Source organism: Planosporangium spinosum (genome assembly GCF_049999945.1).
In the GTDB taxonomy this organism is placed as follows: Bacteria; Actinomycetota; Actinomycetes; order Mycobacteriales; family Micromonosporaceae; genus Planosporangium; species Planosporangium spinosum.
In genome coordinates this window covers 184,806-210,814 of record NZ_JBLYUB010000006.1, presented here as the reverse complement: position 1 = coordinate 210,814, position 26,009 = coordinate 184,806, and the positions used below count along the sequence as shown (strand labels likewise).

General features: G+C 73.1%; 22 protein-coding genes. 12 read left to right on the top strand and 10 right to left on the bottom strand.

Annotated elements, in window-relative coordinates; translation table 11 throughout:
- Positions 1-236 precede the first annotated feature (236 nt).
- Positions 237-788 (bottom strand): DUF1707 SHOCT-like domain-containing protein, encoded by a 552-nt coding sequence (locus ACNTMW_RS10990; protein WP_426633331.1) that lies wholly within the window; start codon positions 786-788, stop codon positions 237-239.
- Between the two features lie 211 nt (positions 789-999).
- Here ACNTMW_RS10990 and ACNTMW_RS10985 point away from each other — a divergent pair, with 211 nt between their 5' ends.
- Positions 1,000-1,431 (top strand): hypothetical protein, encoded by a 432-nt coding sequence (locus ACNTMW_RS10985; protein ID WP_426633330.1) that lies wholly within the window; start codon positions 1,000-1,002, stop codon positions 1,429-1,431.
- Between the two features lie 38 nt (positions 1,432-1,469).
- Here ACNTMW_RS10985 and ACNTMW_RS10980 read toward each other — a convergent pair whose 3' ends face one another.
- From ACNTMW_RS10980 to dnaK, 4 genes are all read right to left on the bottom strand, one after another.
- Positions 1,470-1,913 (bottom strand): heat shock protein transcriptional repressor HspR, encoded by a 444-nt coding sequence (locus tag ACNTMW_RS10980; RefSeq protein ID WP_426633329.1) that lies wholly within the window; start codon positions 1,911-1,913, stop codon positions 1,470-1,472.
- Positions 1,910-3,121 carry a molecular chaperone DnaJ gene (dnaJ, locus tag ACNTMW_RS10975; protein ID WP_426633328.1) on the bottom strand — a complete coding sequence of 404 codons (1,212 nt, stop codon included), beginning with the start codon at positions 3,119-3,121 and terminating at the stop codon, positions 1,910-1,912. The genes ACNTMW_RS10980 and dnaJ overlap by 4 nt, the downstream gene beginning before the upstream one ends.
- 92 nt (positions 3,122-3,213) lie before the next feature.
- Complete coding sequence (locus tag ACNTMW_RS10970; RefSeq protein ID WP_426633327.1) at positions 3,214-3,975, bottom strand: nucleotide exchange factor GrpE; 762 nt, start codon at positions 3,973-3,975, stop codon at positions 3,214-3,216.
- Complete coding sequence (gene dnaK / locus ACNTMW_RS10965; RefSeq protein WP_426633326.1) at positions 3,972-5,822, bottom strand: molecular chaperone DnaK; 1,851 nt, start codon at positions 5,820-5,822, stop codon at positions 3,972-3,974. Before dnaK ends, ACNTMW_RS10970 begins: the two co-directional genes overlap by 4 nt.
- A 216-nt stretch (positions 5,823-6,038) precedes the next feature.
- Between dnaK and ACNTMW_RS10960 the strand changes: the two genes are divergently transcribed.
- The 7 genes from ACNTMW_RS10960 to ACNTMW_RS10930 all read left to right on the top strand — a co-directional run bounded on the left by ACNTMW_RS10960 (position 6,039) and on the right by ACNTMW_RS10930 (position 16,338).
- Positions 6,039-7,955, top strand: coding sequence for an ABC transporter (locus ACNTMW_RS10960; protein WP_426633325.1), 1,917 nt, complete (start codon positions 6,039-6,041; stop codon positions 7,953-7,955).
- Entirely contained in the window at positions 7,952-9,622 is a 1,671-nt protein-coding gene (locus ACNTMW_RS10955; RefSeq protein ID WP_426633324.1) for a GTPase, read from the top strand. The genes ACNTMW_RS10960 and ACNTMW_RS10955 overlap by 4 nt, the downstream gene beginning before the upstream one ends.
- 10 nt (positions 9,623-9,632) lie before the next feature.
- Positions 9,633-10,508 (top strand): fructosamine kinase family protein, encoded by an 876-nt coding sequence (locus ACNTMW_RS10950; protein WP_426633323.1) that lies wholly within the window; start codon positions 9,633-9,635, stop codon positions 10,506-10,508.
- Positions 10,509-10,569: 61 nt separating this feature from the next.
- A complete protein-coding gene (gene moaA / locus ACNTMW_RS10945; protein WP_426633322.1) occupies positions 10,570-11,589 on the top strand; it encodes a GTP 3',8-cyclase MoaA in 1,020 nt (339 codons plus the stop codon).
- A gap of 9 nt (positions 11,590-11,598) precedes the next feature.
- Entirely contained in the window at positions 11,599-11,838 is a 240-nt protein-coding gene (locus ACNTMW_RS10940) for a MoaD/ThiS family protein (RefSeq protein WP_426633321.1), read from the top strand.
- The gene (locus ACNTMW_RS10935) at positions 11,835-13,070 is read left to right on the top strand and encodes a metallophosphoesterase (RefSeq protein WP_426633451.1); all 1,236 of its coding nucleotides are present in this window, start codon (positions 11,835-11,837) and stop codon (positions 13,068-13,070) included. The genes ACNTMW_RS10940 and ACNTMW_RS10935 overlap by 4 nt, the downstream gene beginning before the upstream one ends.
- Before the next feature lie 16 nt (positions 13,071-13,086).
- On the top strand, positions 13,087-16,338 hold the full coding sequence (locus tag ACNTMW_RS10930) for a UvrD-helicase domain-containing protein (protein ID WP_426633450.1): 3,252 nt from the start codon (positions 13,087-13,089) through the stop codon (positions 16,336-16,338).
- 8 nt (positions 16,339-16,346) lie between these two features.
- Here ACNTMW_RS10930 and ACNTMW_RS10925 read toward each other — a convergent pair whose 3' ends face one another.
- A complete protein-coding gene (locus tag ACNTMW_RS10925; RefSeq protein ID WP_426633320.1) occupies positions 16,347-16,958 on the bottom strand; it encodes a prepilin peptidase in 612 nt (203 codons plus the stop codon).
- Positions 16,959-17,475: 517 nt separating this feature from the next.
- On the opposite strand from ACNTMW_RS10925, the gene ACNTMW_RS10920 reads away from it, so the two are divergent.
- The 4 genes from ACNTMW_RS10920 (at position 17,476) to ACNTMW_RS10905 (ending at position 22,948) form a co-directional block, all read left to right on the top strand.
- Positions 17,476-19,089 carry an LppU/SCO3897 family protein gene (locus ACNTMW_RS10920; RefSeq protein ID WP_426633319.1) on the top strand — a complete coding sequence of 538 codons (1,614 nt, stop codon included), beginning with the start codon at positions 17,476-17,478 and terminating at the stop codon, positions 19,087-19,089.
- Positions 19,090-19,254: 165 nt separating this feature from the next.
- Complete coding sequence (locus ACNTMW_RS10915; RefSeq protein ID WP_426633318.1) at positions 19,255-20,463, top strand: AAA family ATPase; 1,209 nt, start codon at positions 19,255-19,257, stop codon at positions 20,461-20,463.
- Positions 20,464-20,563: 100 nt separating this feature from the next.
- A complete protein-coding gene (locus tag ACNTMW_RS10910; protein WP_426633317.1) occupies positions 20,564-21,298 on the top strand; it encodes a DoxX family protein in 735 nt (244 codons plus the stop codon).
- Between the two features lie 234 nt (positions 21,299-21,532).
- Positions 21,533-22,948, top strand: coding sequence for a glycosyltransferase 87 family protein (locus ACNTMW_RS10905; RefSeq protein WP_426633316.1), 1,416 nt, complete (start codon positions 21,533-21,535; stop codon positions 22,946-22,948).
- Between the two features lie 22 nt (positions 22,949-22,970).
- On the opposite strand, the gene ACNTMW_RS10900 is transcribed toward ACNTMW_RS10905, so the two are convergent.
- The 4 genes from ACNTMW_RS10900 to moaC all read right to left on the bottom strand — a co-directional run bounded on the left by ACNTMW_RS10900 (position 22,971) and on the right by moaC (position 25,665).
- The gene (locus ACNTMW_RS10900) at positions 22,971-23,399 is read right to left on the bottom strand and encodes a molybdenum cofactor biosynthesis protein MoaE (protein ID WP_426633449.1); all 429 of its coding nucleotides are present in this window, start codon (positions 23,397-23,399) and stop codon (positions 22,971-22,973) included.
- A 2-nt stretch (positions 23,400-23,401) separates the two neighbouring features.
- Positions 23,402-24,583: a molybdopterin molybdotransferase MoeA gene (locus tag ACNTMW_RS10895; protein ID WP_426633448.1), complete on the bottom strand. Its 1,182-nt coding sequence runs from the start codon at positions 24,581-24,583 to the stop codon at positions 23,402-23,404.
- 135 nt (positions 24,584-24,718) lie between these two features.
- On the bottom strand, positions 24,719-25,207 hold the full coding sequence (locus tag ACNTMW_RS10890) for a MogA/MoaB family molybdenum cofactor biosynthesis protein (protein ID WP_426633315.1): 489 nt from the start codon (positions 25,205-25,207) through the stop codon (positions 24,719-24,721).
- The gene (gene moaC / locus ACNTMW_RS10885) at positions 25,189-25,665 is read right to left on the bottom strand and encodes a cyclic pyranopterin monophosphate synthase MoaC (RefSeq protein ID WP_426633314.1); all 477 of its coding nucleotides are present in this window, start codon (positions 25,663-25,665) and stop codon (positions 25,189-25,191) included. Before moaC ends, ACNTMW_RS10890 begins: the two co-directional genes overlap by 19 nt.
- Between the last annotated feature and the right edge of the window lie 344 nt (positions 25,666-26,009).

Sequence of the window (26,009 nt, the reverse complement as noted above, 5' to 3'; positions counted from 1 at the left end):
TTCGGACTTGAGTCTATCCAACTCAACTTTCCGTCCGCCATGAGAACGGACACACGTCACCCCCAGGTCAGTGGGTACGCGTCACCCGGTCAGCGGACACCCACGCCAGTCCACCCAGAGGGCACACGCCATCCCCGCGCAGACATTCCCGCGCAGCGGGTACGGCGCGGTGACGGCGACCGCGACCGCGGTGCCGCAGGGGGAGCCGGTGTGCTGCCGACAGCAGACCGGCGGTACTACCAGCGCCAGCGGAGGAAGCGGTACCGGTAGCGCACCTTCAGGCTGCCGGCCTTCTGCGAACCGGTCACCACGAAGTGCGGCCGCCCGCCGGGCAGGTCGTACCCCGTCGGCACCGTCGACTTCGCGCTACCGGCCACCATCTGCACGTCGTCGACGTCGGCCGTCGCACCGTCGGGGAGGATCAGCAGGGTCGAGCCGGCCATGACGTCCAGGTCGATCTCCACGACGGGGTGGTCGATCACGGCCTCGGCGAAGTTGAGCTTGACCGAGCCCGCCTTGTTGCGCACGACGAGGCGGCGCGGGACGGGCCAGCGCCCGCGACGCGTGATGCTCGAGGCGACGTTGCGCAACTCGGTGACGTCCCGGGCCGGCCGCGCGGCCGGCGTCACGCCGACCGGCAGGTCGGCCAGGTGCGGCTCCACCTCGCGGTACGTCCTGGCCCGCAGGACCGCGTCGACACGCTCCTCGAACTCCGCCAGAGTCAGCCGCCCCTCGGCGAGAGCGGTGTTGAGCCACCCGACCACGCGTTCCCGGTCAGCGTCCGACATGCGCAGTTCTGGGTTCTGGGGGGCAAGGTCACCGGTCACACCAGGACCATACCGGCGCGGACCGGTGTCCCTCACCGCCCGATCATGCGCAGCCGGTGTCCGAATGGCGAAGTCGTTGCTGGTCAGCCCTTCCGTAGACAGGCACCGACCGGCTACGGTGACGCGGATCCTGCCAGGACGCGCGGAATCAGACTGGCCACAGGAGATAGCAGTGAGTGTGCAACCAGCGACGTTTCGCGGTTTCGCGAACTCTGTCGATCCCACCCCGGTAGAGCTTCGCGCCTGGGCCTACCACCCCGACGCGGCGCTGCTCCACACCCTGCCGCCCGACTGGGACCTGCTCGTCTCCAGTGACCGGCTCATCGGCACGCTCTTCGAGCTCGCCGGCGACACGTCCTGTCCGTCTCGCCGGTTCGCCCTGCACTGCCTGTACATCTACGCTGCCGACGGCGTACGCACCAACTTCCGCGCGCACCCACGCCGCCGGCTGCGCAAGTTCGTCGAGAGCGCCGAGCACGGCGGCGACGAGATGCTCGTGGTCTGGGCGCACAACGTCCGGATGCTGCTGACCCGGCCGGAGCTGTTCGACTACCACGACTGGTGTGAGGGCGGTCTGGTCCGCAATCCCCGCCGCATCGGCTGACCCGGCCGCGGGTGCCGGGCCGGTGCGGGTGACCGCGCCTACTGCCCGCCCGCCGGGCGGCGCGGGCGCCACACGACCAGCGCCGTCTGGGTGTACGAGGTCGGCACCAGCTCGCCGCGCGAGAACCTGGTCGCCTCCAGCTCCGCGATCCGCTGCCGCGCCTCGGCCAGCTCCGCCTGGGCTTCGGCCAGCCGCTCCTGCAGGTCGACGACGAGCTGCTCCAAGCCGATGATCCGCTTGATCCCGGCCAGGTTGACCCCGTCCTCCTGGCTGAGCCGCTGGATCTCCCGCAGCAGCGCAACGTCGCGCGGGCTGTACCGCCGGCCACCGCCCGACGACCGACCGGGCTGCACCAGCCCCAACCGGTCGTACTGGCGCAGCGTCTGCGGGTGCATGCCCGCCATCCGGGCGGCCACCGAGATCAACAGCACCTTGTCGTCGGACTCGATACCGATCACGATCTGGTCGATCTGTTCGGTCATGACCTGCTCCCTCCGGTCATCCGGCGAACGGCGGCCTCGAGGCGCTCGCGCGGCGCGGGCGGAGCCGCGTCGGCGAACTCCTGCAGCGCCTTCCGGGCCTGCTCGGACAGGTCCTTGGGGACCTGGACGTCGACCGTGACGAGCAGGTCACCGGTCAACCCGGTACGCGTGGTGACGCCCTTGCCGCGGACCCGTAGGGTGCGCCCGGCCGGCGTGCCCGGCGGCACCCGTACGGTCACCGCGCCGTCCATCGTCGGCACGCGCAGGTCGGTGCCGAACACCGCCTCCGCGAACGTGACCGGCACGGTCAGCGCGAGGTCGTCGCCCGTGCGCTGGAAGAGATCGTCCGGCTTGACCCGGATCAGCACGTACAGGTCGCCGGCGGGGCCGCCGCGCTCACCCGGCTCACCCCGGCCGGACAGCCGGATGCGCTGGCCGTCGTCGACGCCGGCGGGGATGCGGACGTTGAGCGTACGGGTCTTGGTGACCCCACCGGTACCGCGGCAGTCGGGGCACTTCTCCTCGACGACGGTGCCGACGCCCTGGCACTCCCGGCACGGCTCGGAGAAGCTGAACGCGCCCTGATTGCTGGTGACCAGCCCGGAGCCGTGGCAGGCTGGGCACTGGCGCGGGGAGCTGCCGGCGGCCGCACCGCTGCCGCGGCAGGTCTCGCAGACGCCCGGCGTCCGCAGCGTCAGTGGCATGGTCACGCCCCGCACCGCGTCGGCGAACGACAGCGTCACCTCGGCCTCGACGTCGCGCCCGCGGTTGGCACCGCGGCGGCCGGCGCCACCCCCGCCGCCGGTGAAGATCGAGCTGAACAGGTCGGAGAAGCCCGTACCACCGAACCGGCGGTCACCGGCGCCCGCCGTCGGCCCCGCCCCGGCGCCGCCGAACAGGTCGGACAGGTCGAACGGCACGCCCCCACCGCCACCGGCTCCGGCCCGGGCGCTGCGACGGAACGCGCCCGACCCGAACAGGGCGCGCATCTCGTCGTACTCCTTGCGCTTGCGCTCGTCGGAGAGGACGCCGTACGCCTCGGAGACGTCCTTGAAGCGCTCCTCGGCCTTCTTGTCACCCGGGTTGTGGTCCGGGTGCAGCTCACGGGCCAGCCTGCGGTAGGCCTTCTTGATCTCGTCGGTGGAGGCCGACTTGGCGACGCCGAGGACGGCGTAGAAGTCCTTCTCCAGCCAGTCCTTGGAACTCACCGGGTGCCTCCTGGTTGAAGTGATCCCCGGTCGCGGGGGCCCGCCCGCGGGGGCCCCCCCCCTCGGCCCCCCGCGACCGGCGAGATGTCTGATCACTCGGGGTCGGCGACCGCGACCAGCGCTGGGCGCAGCAGCCGCTCGCCCTGCAGGTAACCACGCCGCATGACGTCCACGCAGGTCGGCTCGGTCACCTCGGGCGAGGTCTGGTGGGCGACGGCCTCGTGCCGGTTCGGGTCGAACGGGTCGCCCTTCGACCCGAACGGGGTGAGCCCGAACTTCGACAGCACGGCGGTCAACTGGTCGGCGACGGAACCGAACGGCCCGACCAGGTCACCGTGGTCACGGGCCCGGTCCAGGTCGTCGAGCACGGGCAGCAGCGCGGTCAGCAGGTTGCCGGTCGCCTGCTCCCCCACCAGCGCGCGGTCCCGCTCGACCCGCTTGCGGTAGTTGGCGAACTCGGCACTGACCCGCTGCAGGTCCCGCGTCCGCTCGTCGAGCTCGGCCCGCAGCGACTCCAACTCGGCGCTGAACGGCCGGCCCTGGTCGGCCGGCCCGCCACCCGGCTCGGCCGGTTCGGCCGCCGTCGTGGCTCCGACGGGCTCGCCGGCTGGCGGCTGCGCCTCGGCCACGGTCGGCCGGACGTCGTCGACCGGCGTCTCGCCGTCGGGCGTGGTCGTACTCTTCGTGTGCTTTCCGTCAGACAATTTGATCTTCCGTTTGTCCCGAATGACGACCCGTTCCGCCTCCTGCGGCCCGTCCGCGGCGTGCCGGCCGGATTCACCGGCGCCCGGCCGGCGCGACGAGGTCGCGCCGGGCCGGGAACCCTGGTCGGTGTGGCGGGGACCCTCGGTCACCGCTTGTCGTCCTCGTCGACGATCTCGGCGTCCACGACGTCGTCCTTACCGGCCTGCGCGCCCGCGCCGCCGGCCGTTCCGGCACCCGCGCCGGCGTCCGCACCGGCCGCCCCCTGCTGCTCGTACAGCGCGGTGCCGGCCTTCTGCGATACGGTGGCGAGCTTCTCCTGGGCCTGCTTGATCTTCTCGATGTCGGAGCCGCCCAGCGCGCCACGCAGCTCGCCGAGCGCCTCGTTGATCTCGTCCTTCACGTCGGACGGCAGCTTGTCGCCGCTCTCGGCCAGGAACTTCTCGGTCTGCCACTGCAGCGCCTCGGCGAGGTTGCGGGTCTCCGCCTCCTCCTTGCGCCGCTTGTCGTCGTCGGCGTGCTCCTGGGCGTCGCGCATCATCCGCTCGATGTCGTCCTTGGGCAGGGCCGAGCCACCGGTGATGGTCATCGACTGCTCCTTGCCGGTGCCCAGGTCCTTCGCCGAGACGTGCACGATGCCGTTGGCGTCGATGTCGAAGGTGACCTCGATCTGCGGCACGCCGCGCGGCGCCGGCGGCAGACCGGTCAGCTCGAAGGTGCCGAGCTTCTTGTTGTAGGCCGCGATGTCGCGCTCGCCCTGGAACACCTGGATGAGCACGGACGGCTGGTTGTCGTCGGCGGTCGTGAAGATCTCCGAACGCTTGGTCGGGATCGTGGTGTTGCGCTCGATGAGCTTGGTGAAGATGCCACCCTTGGTCTCGATACCGAGCGACAGCGGCGTGACGTCGAGCAGCAGGACGTCCTTGACCTCGCCCTTGAGCACGCCGGCCTGCAGCGCGGCACCGACGGCCACGACCTCGTCCGGGTTGACGCCCTTGTTGGGCTCCTTGCCGGTCAGCGACTTCACCAGGTCGGAGACGGCGGGCATCCGGGTGGAGCCACCGACCAGGATGACGTGGTCGACGTCGCCGATCTTGATCCCTGCGTCCTTGATCGCCTGCTCGAACGGGCCCTTGCAGGCGTCCAGCAGGTCCTGCGTCATCCGCTGGAACTCGGCGCGGGTGAGCTGGGTGTCCAGGTGCAGCGGGCCGGCCGGGCCGGCGGTGATGTAGGGCAGGTTGATGCTGGTCGTGGTCGCGGCGGACAGCTCGATCTTGGCCTTCTCGGCCGCCTCCTTCAGCCGCTGCATCGCCATCTTGTCCTGGGACAGATCGATGCCGTGCTGGCCGCGGAACGTCTTGACCAGGTGGTCGATGATGCGCTCGTCCCAGTCGTCGCCGCCGAGGTGGTTGTTACCGGCGGTCGACTTGACCTCGATGACCCCCTCGCCGAGCTCCAGCAGCGAGACGTCGAAGGTGCCACCGCCCAGGTCGAAGACCAGGACCGTCTGCTCCTTGGAGCCCTTGTCCAGCCCGTACGCCAGCGCGGCCGCGGTGGGCTCGTTGACGATGCGCAGCACGTTGAAGCCGGCGATCTCGCCGGCCTCCTTGGTGGCCGTGCGCTGGGAGTCGTTGAAGTACGCCGGGACGGTGATCACCGCGTCGGTGATCTGCTCACCGAGGTATGACTCGGCGTCGCGCTTCAGCTTCATCAGCACCCGAGCGGAGATCTCCTGCGGGGTGTACTTCTTGCCGTCGATGTCGATCGACCAGTTGCTACCCATCTCGCGCTTGACGGAGCGGATGGTCCGGTCGGGGTTGGTCACCGCCTGACGCTTCGCGACCTCGCCGACGAGCACCTCGCCGTTGCGGGCGAAGGCGACGATCGACGGTGTCGTCCGGGCACCCTCGGCGTTGGCGATGACGGTGGGCTCGCCGCCCTCCAGGACACTGACCACCGAGTTGGTGGTGCCGAGGTCGATGCCGACCGCACGTGCCATGTTCTTCGTTCCTCCAGTGGCCGGGGGACTTCCCCGTCTAAGTTGAGTGGACCGGGCTCAATGATGCCACAGTTGAGCCACGTACACGCAACCTACGCCGCGAACTGGTGATCTGAACGACAGACGGGGACCGGTCTCGGGGGAAACAGGCAAAGGTATCGACGCATCGGGACCCCCGCATTGTCTGTGCCGGGCGTGATCGTGCACGCTTGACACGTGACTACGCAGGGCGAACCGGCGCTCGCGCAGACCAGTCGGCCACGGCCGGCGGACGCGCCGGCCGCCGTCGTGCCCGCGGCCAGGTCCGGCGGCCGGGTCGAACCGGACACCGCGGGGTACCCCGAAGGCGTGGACCGCCTGGTCGACGCCTTGAACGCGCTGCGCGACACCATCTCCGGGGTCCGGTACCCGCTGGTACTACCCGAGGCGGAGCGGGCGACCGCGGCCGCCGCGGCCATCCGGGCACAGCTTGACGACTACCTGCTCCCCCGGCTCGCCCGGCTGGACGCACCGCTGCTGGTCGTCGTCGGCGGCTCGACCGGCGCCGGCAAGTCGACCCTGGTCAACAGCCTCGTCGGGGCACCCGTCAGCGAAGCGGGTGTACTCCGCCCGACCACGCGGGCACCCGTCCTGGTCTGCCACCCCGACGACGCGGCATGGTTCGGGGAAGCGCGGCTGCTGCCGGGACTGGCCCGCACCACCGACCGGCCGAGCGGGACCGACAGCCTCCAGGTCGTCACGGCCCCGTCGCTGACCCCCGGCCTGGCGCTGCTGGACGCTCCGGACATCGACTCGGTCGTGGAGGCCAACCGCGCACTGGCCGCGCAACTGCTCGCCGCCGCCGACCTGTGGCTGTTCGTCACCACCGCGGCCCGGTACGCCGACGCCGTGCCGTGGGAGTTGCTGCGCACCGCGCGCGATCGGGGCACCGCCGTCGCGCTGGTCCTCGACCGGGTACCGCCGGGCGCCGCCGACGCGATCGGACCGCACCTGACCGGCATGCTGCGCGCGGCCGACCTCGGCGGGACACCGCTGTTCGTCCTGCCCGAGACCGACCTGGAGCCGGCGGGGCTGCTGACGGACCGGATCGTCGCGCCACTGCGGGCCTGGTTCGCGGCACTGGCCAGGTCCGCCGCCGCGCGGGCCGCGGTCGTCCGGCAGACCGTGGACGGGGCCATCGCCGCGCTGGGCCCCGCGGTCGAGCGGCTCGCGGCGGCCGCCACCGAACAGGTCGACACCGCCGACACCCTGGCGGCCGGGGTCACCGCCGCGTACCGGGCCGCCGAGGCCGGCGTCGAGCAGGGTGTTCGCGACGGCGCGCTGCTCCGCGGCGAGGTGCTCGCCCGCTGGCAGGATCTGGTGGGCACCGGCGACCTGATGCGTGGCCTGCAGGCGCGGGTCGGTCGGGCGCGCGACCGGATGGTGGCGATGGTGACCGGGCGGCCCGAGCCGGGTCAACGGCTGCAGGCGGCTCTGGGCTCCGGGCTGGTGGTCCTGGTCCGCGACGCCGCCGCGGAGGCCGCCGAGCGGGTCGTCGCCACCTGGCGGGCCCACCCGGCCGGCGCGGCGCTGGTGGACCGGATCCCTCCCGGCGAACCGACGGCGCCCGACGGCCCGGCGCAACCGGGGGCCACGGCGCCCGCCGGCGACCTGCCCGAGCGCATCGAACGGCTGGTCCGCGACTGGCAGCGCGGCGTGCTCGACCTGGTACGCGCGGAGGCCGGCGACAAGCGCGCGTTGGCCCGCGCCGGCGCCTTCGCGGTCAACGCCACCGGCCTGCTGGTGATGGTGAGCGTCTTCGTCGCGACCTCGTTCATCCCGACCGGCGTGGAGATCGCCGTGGCCGGCGGTACCACGGTCGCCGCGCAGAAGGTGCTCGAAGCGATCTTCGGCGACCAGGCCATCCGTACCCTGGCCGACAAGGCACGGCGGGACCTGCTGGCCCGCATCCACGAACTGTTCGCCGCGGAGGCCGACCACTTCCTGTCCGTGCTCGACAACGCCGGTATCGACCCGACCGCCGCCGACCGGCTGCGCCGGGCGGCGGCCGCCGCGGAGGCCGCTCGGACGGCCACGCCGCTGCCGGGGGGTACCGGGCTGCCGCAGCCGACCCTGAACGGGGCGCAGCCATGATCCTGGAGACGTCGTGGCGCCGGGACACCGTGCGCGGTTCCGGCTCCGACGTCCCCGATCGGGTGGACGCGCTGCGCCGGTTCCTGCGCGCCGCCGGGCCGCACCTGCCCGAGCAGCACCTGGCCCCGGCCCGCGCCGTGGTCGACCGTGCCGGTGAGCGGCTGACGCTGTCGCGCGAGCACACCGTCGTCGCGCTCGCCGGTGCGACCGGCAGCGGCAAGTCCAGCCTGTTCAACGCGCTGGCCCGGCTGCAGCTGTCGCAGGTCGGCGTGCGCCGGCCGACCACCGGAGTGGCGCACGCCTGCGTGTGGGGCGCCGAGCAGAGCGGCGACCTGCTGGAGTGGCTGGGCGTACCGCCGTCGCGCCGGTTCCGGCGGGAGAGCGCGCTCGACGGCGACGACGAGCGGAAGCTGCGCGGGCTGATCCTGCTCGACCTGCCCGACTTCGACTCGGTCGAGGAGTCCCACCGCGTCGAGTCCGACCGGCTACTGGCCCTGGTCGACCTCGTGATCTGGGTGCTCGACCCGCAGAAGTACGCCGACCGGGTGGTGCACGAGCGGTACCTGTCGCACTTCGCCCACCACCGCGACATCACCGTGGTCGTGCTCAACCAGACCGACCGGCTGTCGCCGGCCGACACCGAGCGCTGTCTCGACGACCTGACGCGGCTGCTGACCGCCGACGGGCTCGACGGGGTACCGGTGCTCGCCACCTCGACGGTGGACCGGCCGGGGCCGCAGCCGCTGCGGGACCTGCTGGAGACCACGGTCGCCGGCCGGCAGGCGGCGTTGCAGCGGCTCGGCGGCGACGTCGACGACGTGGTCACCGACCTGGAGCCGTTGCTCGGGCCCGAGGCGGCCGAGCACACCGTCGACCGGGAGACGATCGAGGCGCTGACCGCCGCGCTCGCCGGCGCCGCGGGGGTACCGGTCGTCACGGACGCCACCGGCCGCGCGTACACCCACCGGGCGGTCGGGGCGATGGGCTGGCCGGTATCGCGCTGGCTGCGCCGGCTGCGCCCGGACCCGCTGCGACGGTTGCGGCTGGGCGGGTCGCCCGCCGACGTCGCCGCCGCCGCCGCCGAACCGACGGTACCGACCTCGCTGCCCAGGGCGGCGCCGGCCGAGCGCGCCGCGGTGGGGCTCGCGCTGCGGTCCCTCGGCGAGCGGGCCGGCGCCGGCCTGCCCGACCCGTGGCCGGCCGCGATCCTGGCCGCGGCGCGGTCGCGCGCCGACGACCTGCCCGACGCCCTCGACACCGCGGTCGCGCGCACCGACCTCGGGATGGCGCGGCAGCCGTCGTGGTGGCGCTTCGTGGGGGTGCTGCAGTGGCTCGCTGCCGCCTGCGCGCTGGCCGGCCTCGCGTGGCTGGCGGTCCGGTACGTGTTCTTCGCCCTCGGCCTGCCCGAACTGCCCGGCCCGCTGGTCGACCGGGTGCCGCTCGCGACCGTTCTACTGCTGGGCGGCCTGCTCGCCGGCCTGCTGCTGTCGGTGGTGGTCCGGCCGTTCATCCGGTTGGGCGCCCGGCGGGCGGCAGCGCGGGTGGAGGCCCGGCTGCACGCCGCGGTCCGGGAGGTGGGCCGCGAACTGGTGGTCGCCCCGGTCCGCGAGGTGCTGCACGGCTACGCGGACGCCCGGTCCGCCCTACGGACGGCGGCGGGCCGGTAACGTCGGTTGCGTGGATCTGGCGTACCTGCGCGAGCACCCGCACCACCTGCCGACGTTCCTGACCCATCAGCGCATCCGCGAGACGCCGGTCGCGGGCGGTTCCATCTGCGCGGCCAGCCGGCTCACGTTCGACACCGGGGAGTCGGTGTTCGCGAAGTCGCGCGACGGCGCGCCACCGGACTTCTTCGCCGCCGAGGCGCACGGGCTGCGCTGGCTGCGGGCGGCCGGGGCGGTGGCGGTACCCGAGGTGATCGCCGAGCTACCCGGGATGCTGGCGCTGGAATGGGTCGAGCCGACCGAGCCCCGGCCCGAGGCCGCCGACCGGCTCGGGCGGGAGCTGGCCGCGCTCCACCGGGCCGGCGCACCCGCGTTCGGCGCCGACTGGCCCGGCTACATCGGGTCGCTGCCACTGGCCAACGACCCGTCGCCGGGGCCCTGGCCGGCCTGGTTCGCCGCGCACCGGCTCGCGCCGTACCTGCGGCGGTCGGTCGACAACGGCGCACTGTCGTGCGCCGACGCGGCCCGGATCGACCGGATCATTGACGACATCGACGGGTACGCGGGGGAGTCGGGCACCGAGCCGCCGGCCCGCGTCCACGGCGACCTGTGGCCGGGCAACCTGCTGTGGTCGGGGGATCGGGTGTGGCTGGTGGACCCGGCGGCACACGGCGGCCACCGGGAGACCGACCTGGCGCTGCTGTCGCTGTTCGGCGGCGCACCGTACTCCGACCGGATCGTCGCCGCCTACGACGAGGCGTGGCCGCTGGCGGCCGGCTGGCGCGAACGGGTGCCACTGCACCAGCTGTACCTGCTGCTCGTGCACACTGCCCTGTTCGGTGGGGCGTACCGGGCCGCGGTGCTGGCCGCCGCCCGCGCGGTCGGTTGACGACGGTCCACGCGCGCGGTCGACCGACGGTGCTGTCGTACGCACGGGGTACCGTTCCACCATGACCCCCGATGCGGCGCTGATCGACCGGTACCGGCGCGTCGCCACCGATCTGCGCGTGTCGCTGACCGACCGGTGCAACCTGCGCTGCACCTACTGCATGCCGCCGGAGGGGCTGCCCTGGCTGCCGGGGCCCGACCTGCTGAGCGACGCCGAGGTGGGGCGGCTGGTGCGGGTGGCGGTGGAGCGGCTCGGCGTCCGTGAGGTCCGGTTCACCGGCGGTGAGCCGCTGCTGCGCCCGGGCCTGGTCGGCATCGTCGCGGCCGCCGCGGCGCTGGACCCGCGCCCTCGCCTGTCGCTGACCACCAACGCGATCGGCCTGGACCGGCTGGCCGGGCCGCTCGCGGCCGCCGGGCTGGACCGGGTCAACGTCTCGCTGGACACGCTCGACCCCGACCGCTTCGTCCGGCTGGCGCACCGCCGGCGGCTGCCCGACACCCTGGCCGGGATCGCCGCCGCCGAGGCCGCGGGGCTGCGCCCCGTCAAGATCAATACAGTACTCATGCGCGGCGTCAACGACGACGAGGCGGTGCCGTTGCTGGCGTTCGCGCTCGCGCACGGGTACGAACTGCGCTTCATCGAGCAGATGCCGCTCGACGCCGGCCACACCTGGCGGCGTGACCACATGGTCACCGCCGCCGAGATCCTCGACCGGCTCACCCGGGCCTACGACCTGCTACCCGACCCCGCCGAGCGCGGCGGCGCGCCCGCCGAGACCTGGCTGGTGGCCGGCCACACCACGCCGGACGGCGCGCCGGCCCGCGTCGGCGTGATCGCCAGCGTCAGCCAGCCGTTCTGCCGGGCCTGCGACCGCACCCGGCTGACCGCCGACGGCGCGGTCCGCTCCTGCCTGTTCAGCCGGGAGGAGACCAGCCTGCGCCAGGCGATGCGGTCCGGTGCGTCCGACGACGAGCTGGCCGACCTGTGGCGCGCGGCGATGTGGGGCAAGCCGGCCGGCCACGGCATCGACGACCCGACGTTCCTCCAGCCCGCCCGACCCATGTCGGCGATCGGGGGCTGATCGGAGCACATGGTCACGGTGCGGTACTTCGCCGGCGCGCGGGCGGCGGCCGGCGTCACGGAGGAGAAGGTCGAGGCGGCGACGGTGGAGGAGCTGCTCGGGTTGCTCGAAGCCACGCACGGCGCCGGCCTGGGCCGGGTGCTCGCCGTCGCGTCCTTCCTGGTGGACGAGGTGGTCTGCCACGACCGGCGGGCCGCGTTGCCTGACGGGGCCCGCGTGGACGTCCTCCCACCGTTCGCGGGCGGCTGATCGTGGTCGGTGTCTTCCTGCTGCTCGTCGTCGCGGTGGTGGGCCTGGTCCACTGGTATCTGTGGCGCCGCCTGGTCCGCGACGTGACCGCCCCCGGCCGGTGGCGCCGCACCGGCACCGTCGTCACGGTCGTACTGGCCGCGCTGCCGGTGGCCACCGTGGCGGCCCGGGGACTTCCGCTGGCGCAGCAGCGCTGGCTTGCCTGGCCGGGTTATCTGTGGCTGTCGGTGATGTTCCTGGCGTTCAGCACGCTGCTCGTCCTGGAGCTCCCCCGCCTCGCGCTGCGCCCCTGGCTGCGCCGGCCGCACGCGGCGATCACGGAGCCCGCGCCGGCCGTGGTGGCCGCGACCGGCGACCACGGCCCCGCCGGTACCGCGCCGGCCGCGCCCCCGGAAACCACCGCCGGACCCGAGCCGTCGCGACGGCTGTTCCTGGCCCGCTCGCTGGCCGCGGTCACCGGTGTGACGGCGCTCGGCGCGACGGCGGTCGGGGTGCACACGGCGATGGGCCCGCCGGTCCTGGCCCGGCGGCAGATCACCCTACGCAAGCTGCCCCGGAGCATGGACGGATTCCGGATCGCGGTCGTCTCCGACATCCATCTCGGGCCGCTGCTGGGCCGGGGCCACACCCAGCGCATCGTGGACACGATCAACCGGCTCGATGCCGACCTGGTGACGGTCGTCGGCGACCTGGTCGACGGCAGCGTCGCCGAACTGGGCCACGCCGCCGAGCCGCTGGCACGGCTGCGCAGCCGGCACGGGGCGTTCTTCGTCACCGGCAACCACGAGTACTTCTCCGGCTCCCAGGAGTGGATCACCGAGGTCGAGTCGTTCGGCCTCACCGTGCTGCGCAACGAGCTCGTCGAGATCGACGGCATCGACCTCGCCGGCGTGAACGACGTGACGGGGAGCGCCTACGGCGACGCGCCCGACTACGACCGGGCACTGGCCGACCGCGACCGGGCCAGGCCGGTCGTGCTCATGGCCCACCAGCCGATCCAGGTACACGAGGCGCAGCGGCACGGCGTCGACCTGCAACTGTCCGGGCACACCCACGGCGGTCAGATCTTCCCGTTCAGCTACCTGGTCCGCCTGCAGCAGCCGGTGGTCGCCGGGTACGCCCGGTTCGGCGACACCCAGCTCTACGTCACCCGCGGAGCGGGCTTCTGGGGGCCACCGGTCCGGGTCGGCGCCCCACCCGACGTCACCCTGATCGAGCTGCGGTCCGCCTGACGACAGGGCGTGCCGACTGCCGGGTACGACACGCGCTGTGACAGGATGGCTCGTGCCCTCGTACGTGGCGGACCTGCACATCCACTCCAAGTACTCTCGTGCCTGCAGCCGTGACCTCAGCCTCGACACGCTGAGCTGGTGGGCCCGACGCAAGGGCATCACCCTCTTAGGCACCGGCGACTTCACCCACCCCGCCTGGTACGACCACCTCCGCGAGTCGCTGGTCCCCGCCGAGCCCGGGCTCTACCGCCTGCGCACCGACCGCGAGGCCGACGTCCTGCGAAAGCTGCCGCCGCGGCTGGCCGCCGCGGATGTACCGGTGCGGTTCATGCTCTCGGTGGAGATCTCCACGATCTACAAGCGCGGCGACCGGACCCGCAAGGTCCACCACCTGATCTACCTGCCCGACCTCGACGCGGTCGGCCGGTTCAACACCGCGCTGGGCCGCGTCGGCAACCTCGGCGCCGACGGCCGGCCGATCCTCGGGCTGGACTCCCGCGACCTGCTGGAACTCGTCCTCGAGGCCAGCCCGGACGGGTACCTGGTGCCCGCGCACATCTGGACGCCCTGGTTCTCCGCGCTCGGCTCGAAGTCCGGCTTCGACGCGATCGCCGACTGCTACGCCGACCTGGCCGACCACGTCTTCGCGGTCGAGACCGGGCTGTCGTCGGACCCGGAGATGAACTGGCGGGTCTCCAGCCTCGACCGGTACCGCCTGGTCTCCAACTCCGACGCCCACTCGGCGCCGGCGCTGGCCCGCGAGGCCACCCTGCTCGGCGCCGACCTCGACTACTTCGCCGTACGTGAGGCGCTCCGCACCGGCAACGGGCTGGCAGGCACCATCGAGTTCTTCCCGGAAGAGGGCAAGTACCACGCCGACGGGCACCGGGCCTGCGGGGTCAACTGGGAGCCCGCGCGCAGCCGCGACGCCGGGGGCCGCTGCCCGGAGTGCGGAAAGCCGCTCACCATCGGCGTGCTGCACCGGGTCGAGGAGTTGGCCGACCGGCCTTCGGAGTTCCGGCCGGACGGAGCTCCGGCCGTCGAGCACCTGATCCAGCTCGCCGAGATCCTGGGCGAGATCAACGGCGTCGGCGCCAAGTCGAAGACCGTCGACGGCCAGCTCAACACGCTCGTCGCCGCGCTCGGGCCGGAACTGTCGATCCTGCGCCACGTCCCGCTGGACGAGATCGGCCGGGTCGGTGGTGAGCTGCTCGGCGAGGCGGTCAGCCGGCTGCGCGCCGGCCGGGTGCACCGCACCGCCGGCTACGACGGCGAGTACGGGGTCATCCGGCTCTTCACCCCCGACGAGTTGCGCGCCGGCTCCGAGGACACGCTGTTCGACGTACCCGTGCCGAAGCAGCGGCCGAAGCCGAAGCCGGCCGACGGCGAGCGCACGAAGGCCAAGAGAACCGCCCCGAAACAGCGCAAGAGCGAGGCGGCACCGCCGCCGCTCCCGCCCCCGGCCCCGTCCCCCCACGAGCCGTTCGAGCCGATGCTCGCCGGCATGGAGGAGGTCGGCACCGGGCTGCTGGATCGGCTGGACGCGATGCAGCGGGTCGCCGCCTCGGCACCCGGTGGCCCCATGCTGATCGTGGCCGGGCCCGGCACCGGCAAGACCCGCACGCTCACCCACCGGATCGCGTACCTGTGCGCCGAGCTGGGCGTCTATCCGGAGCAGTGCCTGGCGATCACGTTCACCCGGCGGGCCGCCGAGGAACTGCGGCAGCGTCTGGACGGGCTGCTCGGGCCGGTCGCCGAGGACGTGACCGTCGCGACGTTCCACTCCCTGGGCCTGTCGATCCTGCGCGAGAACGCCGCCACGCTCGGGCTGTCCCCGCACTTCCGGATCGCCGAGGAGGACGAGCGCCGGGCGGCCGTGGCCGAGGCGGCGGGGCTGGGCGCGGCGCCGGCCGAGCGGGACGTCCGGCGGGCGTTCGCCGCGCTGCCCGGTGACGAGGCGCTGCGCGAGGAGTACGCGAAGACGCTGCGCTCGGTCGACCTGGTCGACCTGGACGAACTGGTGTCGCTGCCGGTGGCGCTGCTGTCGGCCGACCCGGCGCTGGTCGAGCGGTACCGGGACCGGTGGAAGTGGATCTTCGTTGACGAGTACCAGGACGTCGACCCCACCCAGTACGCGCTGTTGCGGCTGCTGAGCCCGCCGGCCGGCAACCTGTACGCCATCGGCGACCCGGACCAGGCGATCTACTCGTTCCGGGGCGCCGAGGTGTCGTTCTTCCTGCGGTTCTCCGCCGACTTCACCGACGCCCGGATGGTGCGCCTCACCCGCAACTACCGGTCTAGCGCACCGATCCTCGCCGCCGCGGTGCAGGCCATCGCCCCGACGACCCTCGTGCCGGGGCGCCGGCTCGACCCCGCCCGGGTGGATCCCAACGCGCCGCAGGTCACGGTGTACGCCGCGGCGTCGGTGGCGGACGAGGCCGACTTCGTCGTCCGCGGCGTCGACGCGCTGGTCGGCGGCGTGTCGCACCGGTCGCTGGACTCCGGCCGGGTGGACGCCCGTGCCACGCCGGGCGCGGCGCTGTCGTTCTCCGACATCGCGGTGCTGTACCGCACCGACTCCCAGGCCGCGCCGATCGTCGACGCGCTGTCCCGCGCCGGCATCCCGGTACAGAAGCGCTCGCACGACCGGCTCGGCGACCGGCCCGGCGTCGCCGCGCTCGCCCGGGAGCTGCGCTTCGCCACCGGTCTGGCCGGTTCGCTCGCGGCCCGGGTACGGCTGGTCGGCCAGCTCCTCGCCGAGCGGTGTGCCCAGCCCGCCCTGGACGACGCCGACAACGGGTTGCGCGCCGAGGACGTCCACATCGCCATCGAGCTGCTCGCCCCGCTCGCCATCCGCTGCGGCGACGACCTGGAGCGGTTCCTGCACGAGCTGGCCACCGGAGCGGAGGTCGACGCGTGGGACCCCCGGGCCGACCGGGTCACCCTGCTCACCCTGCACGCCGCGAAGGGCCTGGAGTTCCCGGTGGTCTTCCTGGTCGGCTGCGAGGACGGGCTGCTGCCGCTGCGGCTGCCCGGCGCGGCGCCGGCCGACGAGGACGTCGCCGAGGAGCGCCGGCTGTTCTTCGTCGGCCTGACCCGGGCCCAGGACCGGCTGTTCGTCAGTCACGCCGCGCGGCGGTACCGGCACGGTTCGGAGCGGGACACGGGGCCGTCGCCGTTCCTGTCCGCGATCGACCCGGGCCTGCTGGAGCGGCTGGGCGGCAACGAACCGCGCCGGCCACGCGACCGCCAGTTGCGCCTGATCTAGGCACCGGCTCATCCCGTCAGTACGACCGCTAGCAGCGCACCGACCAGCATGAACGGACCGTGGGCCAGCCGTTCGTCGCGGGAGATCCGGCGGGCGGTCAGCAGGACCAACGCGTACCCGGCCGCGAGCACCAGTCCGGCCAGCGCCCCGAGCAGGACGACGGGTCCACCGAGCCAGCCGAGCACCGTACCCAGACTGAGCGCGAGCTTGGCGTCCCCGGGGCCCATCCCGGCCGGGTTCATGAGGACCAACGTCGCGTAGAAACCCGACAGGGCCAGCCCGGACAGGACCGCCGTGCCGAACGCGGCGAGCCGGTCACCGTGCAGCGCCTGGACACCCAGCAGCGGCAGCGCACCGGCGAACGCCGCCATCGTCAGACGGTCGGGGAGCCGGTGCGTGGCGGCGTCCACGAACCCGAGGACGACACCGAGGGCGGCGACCCAGCAGAACGCCGCCAGCGCCGGCCCGGCCGGCAACCGGTAGGCCAGCAGCCCGAACGCCGCGGCCGCGGCCGCGGTCACCAGAACGGCCGCGGGCGGCCGGGCGTACCCCGCGATGCACCGGTGCAGCAGCGGTCCCACGGCGGCACCGGCGGCGGCGGTCAGGACGATCCGGAGCACAGGCGCACCCTAGTGCCGAGGTCCCCGCCCCGGTGCAACGTTGTGGAAAACGTCGCCGTCGGCTGTGGATAACTCAGTGAACAACGCTCTGACGTGCGGGTTTGTCCGGTCGTAGCTGTGGATGATCCGGTGGACGGCGCTCATCCTTTCCCCCGTTCGGTGGATGCCGCGGTGGCAGGCGGCGCGGTCGGGACCGGATCCGACCGGCTCTCAGCGACCGGCCTGCCGGGTCGCGGATGCGGTGCGACGGCCGGCCGATACGCGGCCACGCCTAGCCCATGTGCGGGTGATGTCGCCACCGCACAGAGGAAAGTCTCCGGGATGGGTTTGGAGTGCCCGGTGCGGTGGAAAGTCGTCGGCGCGCGGGTGGAAAGTAGCCTCCGAGTCGCCGGTACCCGGTGCGTTCACGTGTGATGAGCGCGGTATCGGATCACGCTACGGTGGCCGGTGACAGCCGCGTCGCCCCCGGATCCGGTGGGGTGCAACCGCTGCCGCATGAGCGAAGAGGAGCCCGCACATGTCAATGTCCGGACCGCCCGGCGGACCGCACCCCGCAGGTCAGCCGCAGACCCCATGGCGGGAGGACACACCGCCGGACCCGTACGCGGAGCCGGCCGGTCCGTCTGCGGCCTACGGCGACCCGCACCGTCCGGTCGGTACCCCGCCCGGACAGCCGGGCAGCGCGTGGGAACCGGCCGGACAGCCGGGCAGCGCGTGGGAACCCGCCGGACAGCCGGGCACCGCGTGGGAACCGGCCGGAGTGGCCTTCGGCCAGCCGTGGGCGCCGGGGGAGGCGTGGGGTGGGTCGGAGCCACCCGTGGGTGACCCGCACGCTCAGCAGTCGCGGTATCCGGCGGTGGCGCCGTACCCGGTGCCACCGCAGTACGCCCAGGAACCGGAGCCCGCTCCGGACCAGTACGGGCAGCCGCCCCGGTACGCCCAGGAACCGCAGTACGGTCAGCCGGACTACGCCTGGCCGGATCTCGGCCAGGAGTCCGACCATGACCAGTGGACCGGGACCCTCCGGCAGCCGGGGTTCCTGGGGGAGCCGCCCAGCGGGCAGGCGTCGCCGTACGGGCAGACACCTCTTCAGGAGCAGGCAACGGGCTACGCCCCGGCTCCGGCCACCGAGCAGCCGTCGACGTACGGCCAGCCGGCCGCCTACCGGCCGCCCGTCGACGTCGCCCAGCCGTCGGCGTACGGCCAGCGGGAGCAGTGGGAGCAGTGGGAGACCGACCAGCCGGTTCGGGAACCGGGGCAGGCGCCGTGGGAGGCCACGCAGACGCCGTGGGACACCCGGCAGGCCGCGGGCGAGTTCCCACCGGCGCCGTGGGACACCGGACAGACCGCGGGTGAGTTCCCACCGGCGCCGTGGGACACCCGACAGACCGCAGGTGAGTTCCCACCGGCGCCGTGGGACACCCGACAGACCGCGGCCGAGTCTCTCCAGATGCCGTGGCAGCCGGACCAGATGTCGTGGCAGCCGGAGCGGACCGCGGCCGAGCCTCCCCCGGTGTCGTGGCAGCCGCAGCAGAGCGCGGCCGAGCCTCCGCACATGCTGTGGCAGCCGCAGCAGACCGGCGAGCAGCAGCAACCGGTCCGGGAACCGGAGCGGACCGACTCCGCGCCCACGGCGCCGGAACCGGCCACGCCCTCGGAGCCGGCCGGGGAACCGGACCGACCGAAACGACGCGGTGCGGTCGTGGCCACGGTCGTGGCCGTGATCGTGCTGCTGGGCGGCGGCGCCGCCGTGGCCGGCTGGTACACGCTGGGCAACAAGGGCTCCGGCGACGACACCACCCCGACCGTCGCGCAGCCGACGACACCGGCACAGGCGCAACCGCCCACCGGGCAGTCACCGACCGTGCCCGCCGCCGACACCGGTGCGGTCAGCAGCGACGCGTTCAACGCCGTGCCGGGCGACTGCCTGGTCAACGACGGCACCGACGAGGCGCCGAAGATGCGCATAGTCGCCTGCGCGAAGGACACGTTCGAGGTCCTGGAGCGGTTCCCGGGCACGACCGACAAGGACAAGTGCAATGGCGTACGGGGGTACACCCACAACTACTTCTTCGACAGCCCGGACAACACCAAGGATCTCGTGCTGTGCCTGAAGCAGCGGAAGTCCTGACGCAGCGACGTCCTGACGCAGCGGAAGTAGCGCCCTCTAGGGGTATCTAGCTGATTTCCTAGAAACCACAAGAATTATCTCGACGACGGGGCCGCCCGACGCCCGCACCGAGAGGGATATATGAATGTCTAGCGCCACCGCTAGACATGCCGATAACGTGCCATCGTGGATCCGGTTCGGAACCCGTACGCGCCCGGTGCCGGGCAGCGACCGCCCGAGCTGGCCGGGCGCGATCGCGAGCTGGAGATGTTCGACGTGGTGCTCGAACGGATCGCGCGTGGCCGGCCGGAGCGGTCGCTCGTCCTCACCGGACTGCGCGGTGTCGGCAAGACCGTCCTGCTCAACACGCTGCGCTCGCAGGCGATCGGGCGACTGTGGGGCACCGGCAAGATCGAGGCCCGGCCCGACCAGTCGCTGCGCCGGCCGGTGGCGGCCGCACTGCACATGGCCATCCGGGAACTGGCACCGCACCACCGCGCCCCCGACCGCATCGACGAGTTCCTCGGCGTCCTCAAGGCGTTCGGGGCGAGGTCCGTGCCCGACAACGCCAAGCTGCGCGACCGGTGGAACGCCGGGATCGACGTGCCGGCCGCGCGTGGGCGCGCCGACTCCGGTGACATCGAGATCGACCTGGTCGAGTTGTTCACCGACGCCGCCGGCGTCGCCACCGACGTCGGCACCGGAATAGCCCTGTTCATCGACGAGATGCAGGACGTGCCCACCGACGACGTGTCCGCCCTCTGCGCCGCCTGCCACGAGCTGTCACAGACCGGGGCCCCGCTGATCGTGGTCGGGGCCGGGCTGCCGCACCTGCCGGCCCTGCTGTCGGCGTCCAAGTCGTACTCCGAGCGCCTCTTCCGGTACCAGCGCATCGACCGGCTCGACCGGATCGCCGCCGACCGGGCGCTCAGCGCGCCCGCGGCACGCGAAGGGGTCGGGTACGAACCGAAGGCGCTCGACGTCCTCTACGAGACCTCCGGCGGGTACCCGTACTTCGTCCAGGCGTACGGCAAGGCGACCTGGGACCACGCGCCGCGGACCCCGATCACCGCGGCCGACGTGCGGGTCGCGGCCCCGGAGGCCGAGGCGGAGCTCGCGGTCGGCTTCTTCGGTTCACGCTACGAACGGGCCACCCCGGCCGAGCGGGAGTACATGCGCACCATGGCCACGCTGGCCGAGGCCGACGACATGGACACGGCGGTGCCCACGGCGGAGATCGCCAAGGCGCTGGGGCGCCGGCCGGCCAGCCTGTCCCCGGCGCGGGACGCCCTGATCAAGAAGGGCCTCATCTACTCCGGCGAACGGGGAACGGTGGCGTTCACCGTGCCGCACTTCGGCCGGTACCTGCGCGCCCAACCGTCGGCCGAGACCTGACCGGTCCGGACCTCCACCGTGGACCCACCAGCGTCCGCCCGGCGGCAACTATTCACGCCCGTCGGGCGTAAAGCCGGTCGATGACGGGTAAAGGCGGGGCATGAAACCAGTTCGTACCGTGGCTCGCGCCCTGCTCGCGACGGTCTTCGTCCGCGGTGGGCTGGACGCCTACAACAACCCCGACCGCTACCGGGACGGCGCGCAGGCGGTGGTCGACCGGCTCGGTGCCACCCTCGACTCGATCGGCCTGCCCACCGACCCCCGCTCGCTCGCACGGGTCACCGGAGCCGTGCAGGTGGTCGGTGGACTACTACTGGCCACCAACACGGCCGTACGCCCGGCGGCGATCGCGCTGGCCGGTTCGCTGATTCCGTCCACACTGGCCGGACGGGACGTCTGGGCGCGCGAGGAGGGTGAGAGAGCCGGGCAACGGTTCGTCGACCGCCCGGAGCTACTCAAGAACCTGGGCCTGGTCGGCGGCCTGCTGCTCGCCGCCGTCGACACCCAGGGCCGGCCGGGCCTGGCCTGGCGTACCGAGCACCTGGCCGAGCACGCCCAGGACTCGGTCAGGCGGGCCGCGGCGACGACCGCGAAGGAGACCAGGCGGGCCGCCCAGAGCACGGCCAGGGAGGCCAAGCGGGCCACCCACCTCACCGCCAAGGAGGCCAAGCGCGCGGCCCACGTCACCGCCAAGGAGACCCGGCGCGCCGCCCACCTCACCGCCAAAGAGGCAAAGCGGGCGACCGGCGACGCCCGGCGGGTCGCGCGTACCGCGGCACGCGAGACCAGGCTCGCGGTGAAGGCCGCGACGCCGGGAGGACTGCTGGCCGGCTGACGTACGGATCGATCAGCGCGAGACCATAACAACAAGGTCTCGCGCTGAGTATTCGTCCCTCCAGTGGTGATAACCCTCGCAAACAGCGAGGAGTTAACACACGCGTACAGATCACCGGCTCGTGTGCGATGGGACACGGTCGGATAACGCTGGAGGTGGTGCGTGACCGACCGTTCTAGGCTGCTTGTCGGACCCGGGCGAAATAACCGACAGCAATACGGGGGTGGCAACCGTATGCCGGCGACGGTCGACAGACGGCCATCTCTCATCGGCACAGCTCACCGGTTGGCTCGCCAGATCTGGTCGACCACGGCCGTGCGCCTGGGCGTCGTCGCCGTCACCGCGCTCGTCGCCGTATGGGCCGTGCGCACCTACGGTCGGCAGTACGACTTCTTCGACCTGCGGATCTACCACGGCGCGGTGGTGTGGTGGACCAGGGGCGGCGACCTCTACCAGTTCGTCGCGCCCAGCACGATGCTCGGCTTCACGTACCCCCCGTTCGCGGCCCTGGCCATGCTGCCGATGGCGGCCCTGGGCACCCAGCTGGCGGGCTGGGTCAACGCCCTGCTCAACCTGACCGCGCTGGCGGTGATCCTGTTCGCGATCGCGGGCCCGATCGCCGACCGGTACGGTCTGCCGCGCTGGTTCGCCGTGGGTGTCGCCGTGCCGCTCGCCGGGGCCACCGAGCCGGTCCGCGAGACGATCGGCTTCGGCCAGGTCAACCTGATCCTGGCCGGCCTCGTGATCGCCGACCTGATCGCCCTGCGCTGGCGCGGCCGCGCCGCGGTCAGCCGTACCCGGGAGGCCGGCCCCCGCCTCGACCTGTCCCCGCTGGCCTGGCTGCGGCACGCCTGGCTGACCGGCGCCTTCGCCGGTGTGGGCGTGGGCCTGGCCACGGCGGTCAAGCTGACGCCCGGCCTGTTCATCGTGTACTTCCTGGTGACGCGCCAGTGGCGGGTCGCGTTCACGGCGATCGGCGCCACCATCGGGGCCACCCTCGTCGGGTACGTGTTGGCCGGCGCCGAGTCCGTCACGTACTTCACCAGCGTCGTCTGGGACACCAACCGGGTCGGTTTCGTGGACGCGACCCCCAACCAGTCCCTGGCGGGGCTGCTCGCCCGCGCCTACGACTCCCCGACCACGCCCACGCTGATGTGGCTGGCCTTCGCCGTGCTGCTGCTCGCCGTCGGGCTGTCACGGGCCAACACCGCGCACGCCGAGGGCGACGAGCTGGCCGCGTTCACCATCGTCGGCCTCACCGCCAACGCGATCTGCCCGATCTCGTGGACGCACCACCTCGTGTTCCTCGTACCGGCGCTGGTGATCCTCGTCGACGTGGCGCTGCGCCGCCGGAGGGCCGTACGCGGCTTCAACATCGGCCGGTTCCCTGCGCTGGCCGGGCTGCGCCACGCGGCGGCGGCCCTCGGCCTGTACCTGCTGGTGGTGATCTCGCCGATGTGGCGCTACGAGCACCGACTGCCGCAGGTGTCGCACTACGCCGACGGCCGGTACGGCGCGCTGATGGAGAACTCGCTGGCCCTGGCCGTGATCCTGCTGGTCGTGCTGCTGCCGTGGCGGCAGGGCGCCGAGCCGGTGTTCGACGCCAAGCCGGCGAGCCCCAGCCGCAGCCTGGCCCGCTCGTCGGCCTGACGGCAGCCGCCGGTCCGCCGGCTCAGGGACAGTTGACCCACTCCTCGGTGCCGTCGGCGAAGACCTGGCGCTTCCAGATCGGCAGCCGCGCCTTCACCTCGTCGACCAGTCGCGCGCAGGCCGCGAACGCCGCGGCCCGGTGAGCGGTCGACACCGCCGCGGCGAGGGCCACGTCACCGATCTCCAGCCGGCCGACGCGGTGCGAGACGGCCACCGCGTACACCGCGGGGTCCGCGGCCACCTCGGCGGCGACCTCGGCGAGAATGCGCTCGGCGGTCGGGTGGCCCTCGTACTCGAGTTCCAGCACGCCACGTCCGTGGTCGTGGTCGCGCACGACCCCGGCGAACGACACGACGGCCCCGGCCTCGGCCCGCGCGACGAACCGCTCGTGCGCGGCGAGATCGAGCGGGCCGGTGGTCACCGCCACCGTCGTGGTCGAGTCCTCGGCAATGGTCACGACCGTTCTCCATCGAGCAGGGGCAGGGGTACGAGCGGAACCGTGGCACCCGGCGCGCCGTCCGTACCCGGCGCGATCATGGCGAAGCCGACCGACCGGGCCAGGCCCCGCAGCATGGACGATCCGACGTGCGGGACGGGGTGGGCCAGCCCACCCTCCATCCGGACCAGGGCCAGGTGGGTGTACGAGCCGCGACCAGGGATCGGCGCGCCCAGGGTCACCGTCGGCAGGGCCGGCTCCGGCCGGCCCTGCAGCCCGGCCAGCAGCGGCGCGACCAGCGACGCCAGCGCGACGACGGCCGACTGCGGGTTGCCCGGCAGCCCGGCGAGGAACTTCCCGCCGGGCAGCCCGGCCAGCAGCATCGGGAAGCCGGGCCGGACGGCCACGGTGTTGACCACGTAGGAGGCGCCCAGTTCGGCCAGCGCGGGGTGCAGGTGGTCGACCGGCCCGTGCATCGTGCCGCCGGTGGTGCAGACCAGGTCCGCGCCGCTGTCCAGTGCCGCCCGGACCGCGTCGACGTGCGCGTCGAGGGTGTCCTTGACCGGCCCGACGGCGGTGTCCGTGGTGGCGCCGAGCCGGCGCAGCCAGGCCGGGATCTGCGGGCCTAGGGAGTCCCTGACCCGGCCGGCGCCGGGCGTACCGGACGTCAGCAGTTCGTCGCCGAACACGAGCACGGCCGCCCGGGGCGCCGGCCGGACGGCCAGCGTGTCGTACCCGCACGAGGCGGCCAGCCCGATCACGCCCGGTGTCGCGGGCGTGCCGGCCGGTAGCAACTCCTCGCCGCGGGAGGCCTCCTCGCCGGGGACGCGCCACTCCGGGTGCGGGCGAGGTCGCCCGGTGACCAGGTCACCGTCGCGGCTGGACTCCTCGATCCGAAGCACGTGCTCGGTGCCGGCGGGCACCATCGCGCCGGTGGCGATCTCGACGCAGGTGCCGTCGCCGGGTAGCGGCGCCGCGGTGTCCCCGGCGAGCACCCGTCCGGTGACCCGCCAGGGCGCCGGCCCCCGCACGGCCCAGCCGTCGACACTCGAGGTGGCGAACGCGGGCAGGTCGGTGAGGGTCGTCAGGGGCTCCGCCAGGGTCAGGCCGTCGGCCTCGGCCAGCGGCACCTCGACGGCCGGTCGGGCGGCGTCCGCACCGGCCCGGTAGGCCGCCGCGCGCGCATGCTCCCAGGGCATCGACGTCACGGCTTCGAGCCTAGTGGCCGGTATGACGAAACGGACCGGTGGCCGGCGCGTCGGACGGCCGGCACGCGCCGCCGCCCGGTTTCCCGGTGGCCTGCCGAGGTCCGGTGCCCAGTCGCCGCCGAGGCACTACGGCCGGTGGTCGCCGCCGCAGAGCTGGTCGACCGCGTGGGCCAGGATCGGTCCGAGCACCGCCAGGCCGTCCCTGGCCCCGCCGGTGGAGCCGGGCAGGTTGACGATCAGGGTGCGGCCGGCGACGCCGGCCACCCCGCGCGACAGGACCGCGGTCGGCACCTTGTCACGGCTGTAGGCGCGAATGGCCTCGGCGATACCGGGGATCTCGTAGTCGAGCACCCGCCGGGTCATGTCGGGCGTCGCGTCGGTGGGGCTGATACCGGTGCCTCCGCTGGTCACCACCGTGTCCATCCCGTCGGCGAGCGCGGTGCGCAGCGCCTCCTCCACGGGCGGCCCGTCGGGTACGACGACCGGGTCGCCGACCTCGCAGCCCAACGCGCGCAGGCCGGCGACAAGCAGCGGGCCGCTGGTATCGGCGTACACCCCGGCCGAGGCCCGGTTCGAGGCGACGATCACCCGCGCCTTCACGACGGACGCTCCCACAGCCCGGTCTTGCCGCCCTCCTTGCGCAGCACCCGGACCCGGTCCAGGGACGCCGCGGGGTCCACCGCCTTGACCATGTCGATCAGGGCGAGCCCGGCGGCTGCGACGGCGGTCAGGGCCTCCATCTCGACGCCGGTACGGTCGGCGGTCTTGACCGTGACCTCGATGTCGACGCTCGCCTCACGCGGGGTCAGCTCGACCTGGACGCCGTGCAGCGCGATCGGGTGACACAGCGGGATCAGATCGGGCGTCCGCTTGGCGCCCATGATCCCGGCGACCCGGGCGATCCCGAGGGCGTCGCCCTTGGGCAGCGCGTCGCGCCGCAGCAGCGCGACCACCTCCGCGGTCGTGGTCACGGTGCCGGCGGCGACCGCCAGGCGTACCGATACATCCTTGCCCGACACGTCGACCATGCGCGCCGCGCCGGTCTCGTCGACGTGTGTCAGCCCCTCGCCCACGCCGTCGAGCGTACGGGTACGGCCGGGGTGATCGGCGTCCGGCCGCGGTGCGGTACGCCGTACCGGATCACGGCGGTACGCAGTGTCCTGTCACAGCGATCCGACGGGCGGTCCGCGCCGTACTAATCACCTGGTGCGGATTGTGGACATCGACCCGACGGGTATCACCGCGTCACCATCGCTGGGGAGCCGCATCCAAGGAGGCGGTTAGCGACTCTCCGTAGTCGTTTAATCGGACTTCTGTTACGAATTATTACTAAGTTCGCAGATGCCGAATCCTGCGACAAATTAATTAGGCGTCGGCAAGGACATCCCCCTAGTCTCAGGTCAGAGCGCTCTAGCGA